Raw genomic sequence first — 4,753 nt, 5'->3', positions numbered from 1 at the left:
CGAGTCGCCGCACGTCCACCGCCGGGTGGACGCCGCCCTCGGGACCGCCGTAGTCCGCGAGGTTCGTCGCGAGGTCGGCGACGCGTTCGAGGTCCGTGATGATCTTGAAGGAGGCGGCGACGAGCCGCAGATCGCCGGCCACAGGCTGCTGGAGGGCCAGTAGCTCCGTACACTCGTCCTCCAAGGCGAGGTACGTCTCGTTCACCTCGTGGTCTCCCTCGATCACCGAGCGGGCGAGGTCGTCGTCGCCCGACACCGCCGCCGCGACCGCGTCGTCGAGGCGGTCGCAGACGGTCTCGCCCATCTCGACCACGCCGTCCCGGAGGTCGTCGAGCCGCTCCTGGTAGTTTTCTCTGGGCATCTATCCGAACTTCCCCGTGATGTAGTCCTCGACGCGCTGCTCTTCGGGGTCCTCGAATATCTTCGCGGTGTCGTCGTACTCGACCAACTCGCCGCCGGTGAGGAAGACGGCCGTCCGGTCGGAGATGCGCGCCGCCTGCTGCATGTTGTGCGTGACGATGATCACCGTGTACTCCTCGGCGAGGTCGTCGATCAGGTCCTCGATCTTCGAGGCCGCGACCGGATCGAGCGCCGAGGTCGGCTCGTCCATCAGGATGACTTCCGGGTCCGGGGCGATGGCGCGGGCGATACAGAGCCGCTGTTGCTGGCCGCCCGACAGGTCAAGCCCCGAGGAGCCGAGTTGGTCTTTCACCTCGTCCCACAGCGCGGCGCGCCTGAGCGACTCCTCGACGCGCTCGTCGACATCGCCCTCGTATCCCTGAATTTTCAGGCCGTACGCGACGTTCTCGCGGATCGACTTCGGGAACGGGTTCGGCTTCTGGAACACGATTCCGATCTTTCGGCGCAGGGCGACGGGGTCGACGTCGTCGTCGTAGACGTTCTTGCCGTTGAACTCCACGTCGCCCTCGACGCGACAGACATCGATCATGTCGTTCATCCGGTTGATACATCGGAGGAACGTCGACTTACCGCAGCCCGAGGGGCCGATCAGCGCGGTCACGTCGTGTTCGTTTATCGCCATCGAGACACCGTTCAGGGCCTGTTCTTCGCCGTAGTAGACATCGAGATTTCGTGCCTCGATGACCGTCTCTTCGGCGTCGAGGGGGGCCTTTCCGCGATCCTCGTCGCCGGTCTCTATCGTCGTCTGTATCTTCGGGGAAGTGTCTGATTCGCTCATTTGTTAGTGCTCACGTCCGTACTTGTTCCGGATAACGATTGCCGTCGCGTTCATCAGTAACATTAGTATCAGCAACACCACCGCTGCCGCCGGGACGACTCCGTGTCGGAACTCCGGCTTCGCGTTCGCCGACGCGGCGAATATCTGTAGCGGGAGCGCCGTCGCGCTGGAGAACAGCCCGCTCGGCGGGCTGTACGTCGTCGTCGCGACCGCGATGATGACGAGCGGCGCGGTCTCGCCGATCGCCCGCGCCAGCGCGAGGATCGTCCCGGTGAGGGTACCGGGGATCGCCTCGGGTAAGACGACCTCACGGAGCGTCTGCCACCGGCTTGCCCCCATGCCGTACGACCCCTGCCGGAGGTCGTCGGGGACGGAGCGCAGCGCCTCCTGTGTCGAGACGATGACGATGGGGAGGATGAGCAGTCCGAGCGTTCCGGACGCGGTGACGACGATACCGGTTCCGAAGTCGAGCGTCCGCCGGAACAACGCGAGTCCGAGGAGCCCGTACACGACTGACGGAACGCCGGCCAGATTCGAGATGTTGATCTCTAGGAGCGTCGCGAGCCGGCCGCGGAGCCCGGTGTCCGGCGCGTACTCCTCCAAGTAGATGGCCGCGCCGATCCCGACCGGGAACGCGAGGACCGCCATGAAGCCGACGATGATGATCGATCCGACGATCTGCGGGTAGACGCCCGCGTTGCTCGCGGTCAAGCCGTCCCACGACTGTAAGAGTAGGTTCGGCGTGAGGAACGTGTCCGGGTTCCGGATCCCGAACTGCTCGACGAGCGCGGCACCGACCAGCGTGCCGCCGAGGAGGACGAACGGTCCCGCGACGCCGACGCGTCCCTCCGGGTCCGTCCGGATCGACCGCCAGAGGACGTAGCCGGTGGGGACGGCGAACATCGAGTAGAGGACAACCAAGAGCGACGCGTTGGTCCCGGTGGCGATCGACGCGACGGCGACCGCGAGGCCGCCGGCGGCGACGATCCCCCCAGCGAGGGCACCGGAACGGCGACCGCGACGGGACGCGGTCAACGTCCCGACGAGGAACGCCGCTGGGACAGTGACCAGGCCGACGTACATGATCCACTCCGCGGCGACGCCGATCGGGGCCACGGACGAAGTCGTACAGCAGCGCCGCGACGGCGATACCGACGGTGATCGACGCGGGGATCGCCGGGCCGGTGTACCTCCGGTCGCCCGTCGTCCGGTCGTACCCGACGACGAGCGCCGGCAGAAGCGACGCGAAGAATGCGTAGATGAACACGTCGTACGGGCTGAGCGAGTCGACGACGACGTAGACGACGAAGCTCAACAGGAGCCCGCCGAACACCGCCGCGAACGCCTTGGCGTTCGTCTCCCGAACCGCCGGTCTCCGGCGGGCGTACAGCGTGAACGCAGCCGTCGGCCCAACGAGCGTACCGAGGTAGACGAGGAACCACGCGGGCGACGCGGTTTGCGGCTGGAACGCGTCGCTCGAGATCTGTACGAACAACGCGAGCAATGCGAGGATGCCGACGAGCGTCGCCGTGACGAGCGCGACCTCGAAGAGCTGTCCCTTCAGCTGCTGGAGTCGGAGCGCGGTGCTTCGTCCGAGTTGGTCGCTTGTGCTCTCTTCGGTTGCCATATCAGTACTCCTCCCTGAACCGCCGTCTGACCAGTTCTGCGAGGACGTTCATCGTCAGCGTGATCGCGAAAAGCGTCATGCCGAGCGCGAACATCGCCTCGTAGGTGGGGCCGCTGCCGAGCGAGTCCGCGTTGGCGATCTGGACCATCGCCGCTGTGATGGTCTGTCCCGACTCCGCGAGGTTCCGGAAGACGTCCGGGAAGTACGGCATCTGCGGGCTCATGCCCATCGCCATCGTGACGGCCATCGTCTCGCCGATCGCCCGCGAAATCGCGAGCACGTACGACGCGACGATCCCGGAGGTCGCCGACGGGACGACGATCTTCGTCGAGACGTCGAACTTCGTCGACCCGAGCCCGTAGCCGCCCTGTCGGAGGCTGTCCGGGACCGCGCTCAGCGCGTCCTCGCTGATGGAGGAGACCATCGGAATGATCATGATCCCGACGACGATGCTCGCCGAGAGCACGTTGAACGTGCGGAGTGACGGGAAGATCCCCTTGAAGAACGGCGTGATGTACACGAGCGCCATGTAGCCGTAGATGACGGTTGGCACGCCGGCGAGGATCTCCAGAGCCGGTTTCAGTATCGAGCGGGCTCTATCGCTCGCGTATTCGCTGAGATAGATCGCCGCCGCCAGACCGATCGGCAGCGCGATCAGCGCCGAGAAGACGGTGACGAGAAGCGTCCCACTGATCAGCGGGAGCACGCCGTAGTTCCGGGCGATGACGGGACTCCAGCTCGTTCCGGTGAAGTACGCGACCGGCGAGATCTGCGACCAGAACGAGAACGCGCGTCCCGACAGTGCCAGGATGATTCCGACGGTCACGGCGATCGTCAGGACGGCACACGCCGCGATCAGGCGGCCGTAGAACCGCTCCTTGCGGACGACGAATCCGCTGCGCTGGAGCGACTTCGCCTCGTTCGATTCGCTACTCATGATGGCCCATGAATTTGGTCAGGACAACGTCCCTATTGATTATTGCGTTAGTAGAGCGGGATCGGCCCTACTATCGCGTCGAGATCGGTTCGAACTCGTATTCGCCGGCAATCGCCGCTTCGAGGTTCTCGAGGTTGGCGTCGACCATGTCCTGACTGCTCGGGACGTAGCCGATATCCTGCGCGATGTAGTCCTCCGCGGCCTCGTTGATGTAGTACTCGAGGAACTCCTGGAGGTGGTTCTTCTCCTGGATCTTGCCCATGTGACCGTAGAAGAACAGGGGGCGGGCGAGCGGGTAGTTCCCGCTCTGTGCGCCTTCAAGGCTCGGTTCGACCGGGTCGCTGCCGCCCTCGCTGAGGCTGAGCGCCTTGACCGAGTCGGGGTTGTTCGTGTAGTACGCGAAGGGGAGATACCCGAACGCGTACTGGTTGCCCTGGACGCCCTGCGCGATCAGGTCGTCCTCCTCGGTCCCCTCGAAGTCCTCGCGGATGTCCTGATCCGCCTCGGTCTCTCCGATCACCGCCTCGATGAAATAGTCGTACGTCCCCGACGTGCTCGCCGGGCCGTAGAGGTCGAACGGCTCGTCGGGCCAATCCGGGTTGACGTCGCTCCACAGTTCGGGGGCGGTGTCCGGCGACCAGATGGTGCGGAGGTCCTCCAGCGAGATCTCGTCGATGAAGTCGGCCTCGTTGTTGACGACGACGGTCAGTGCGTCCTGCGCGACGAAGAACTCGACCGGTTCGATGTCGTTGTCGCGGCAGCGCTGAATTTCCTCGTCCTGGATCGGTCGGCTCGAGTTGTTGAGGTCGCTGTCGCCGGGGATGAACACGTTCTCGAACCCGCCGCCGCTGCCGTCGCGAGTGAGGTTGAAGCTCACGTCGGGGGTTCTGTTCGGCGAACGAGCGGGTAACCTCCTGAGCGACCGGGTAGACGGTACTACTCCCGGAGATCCGGATGTCTCCGGAGAGGTTTCCGGAGTCGTCGCCATCGC

General features: G+C 65.1%; 4 protein-coding genes and 1 pseudogene (1 of these 5 running past the window's edge). All 5 read right to left on the bottom strand.

Going from position 1 to position 4,753, the window contains the following annotated elements:
• Positions 1–361, bottom strand: a pseudogene (locus BN903_RS15180) (phosphate signaling complex PhoU family protein); it reaches 199 nt to the left of the window's first position.
• Positions 362–1,198 (bottom strand): phosphate ABC transporter ATP-binding protein PstB, encoded by an 837-nt coding sequence (gene pstB / locus BN903_RS06565; protein ID WP_048076984.1) that lies wholly within the window; start codon positions 1,196–1,198, stop codon positions 362–364.
• 3 nt (positions 1,199–1,201) lie between these two features.
• A complete protein-coding gene (gene pstA / locus BN903_RS06560; RefSeq protein ID WP_228841042.1) occupies positions 1,202–2,314 on the bottom strand; it encodes a phosphate ABC transporter permease PstA in 1,113 nt (370 codons plus the stop codon).
• A 512-nt stretch (positions 2,315–2,826) separates the two neighbouring features.
• Entirely contained in the window at positions 2,827–3,762 is a 936-nt protein-coding gene (gene pstC, locus BN903_RS06555) for a phosphate ABC transporter permease subunit PstC (protein ID WP_048076983.1), read from the bottom strand.
• Between the two features lie 70 nt (positions 3,763–3,832).
• The gene (locus BN903_RS06550; protein WP_048076982.1) at positions 3,833–4,639 is read right to left on the bottom strand and encodes a substrate-binding domain-containing protein; all 807 of its coding nucleotides are present in this window, start codon (positions 4,637–4,639) and stop codon (positions 3,833–3,835) included.
• Positions 4,640–4,753: the final 114 nt, after the last annotated feature.

Source organism: Halorubrum sp. AJ67, assembly GCF_000513435.1.
Note: the sequence above shows the minus strand (reverse complement) of the source record. Positions and strands in the feature narration are given on the sequence as shown.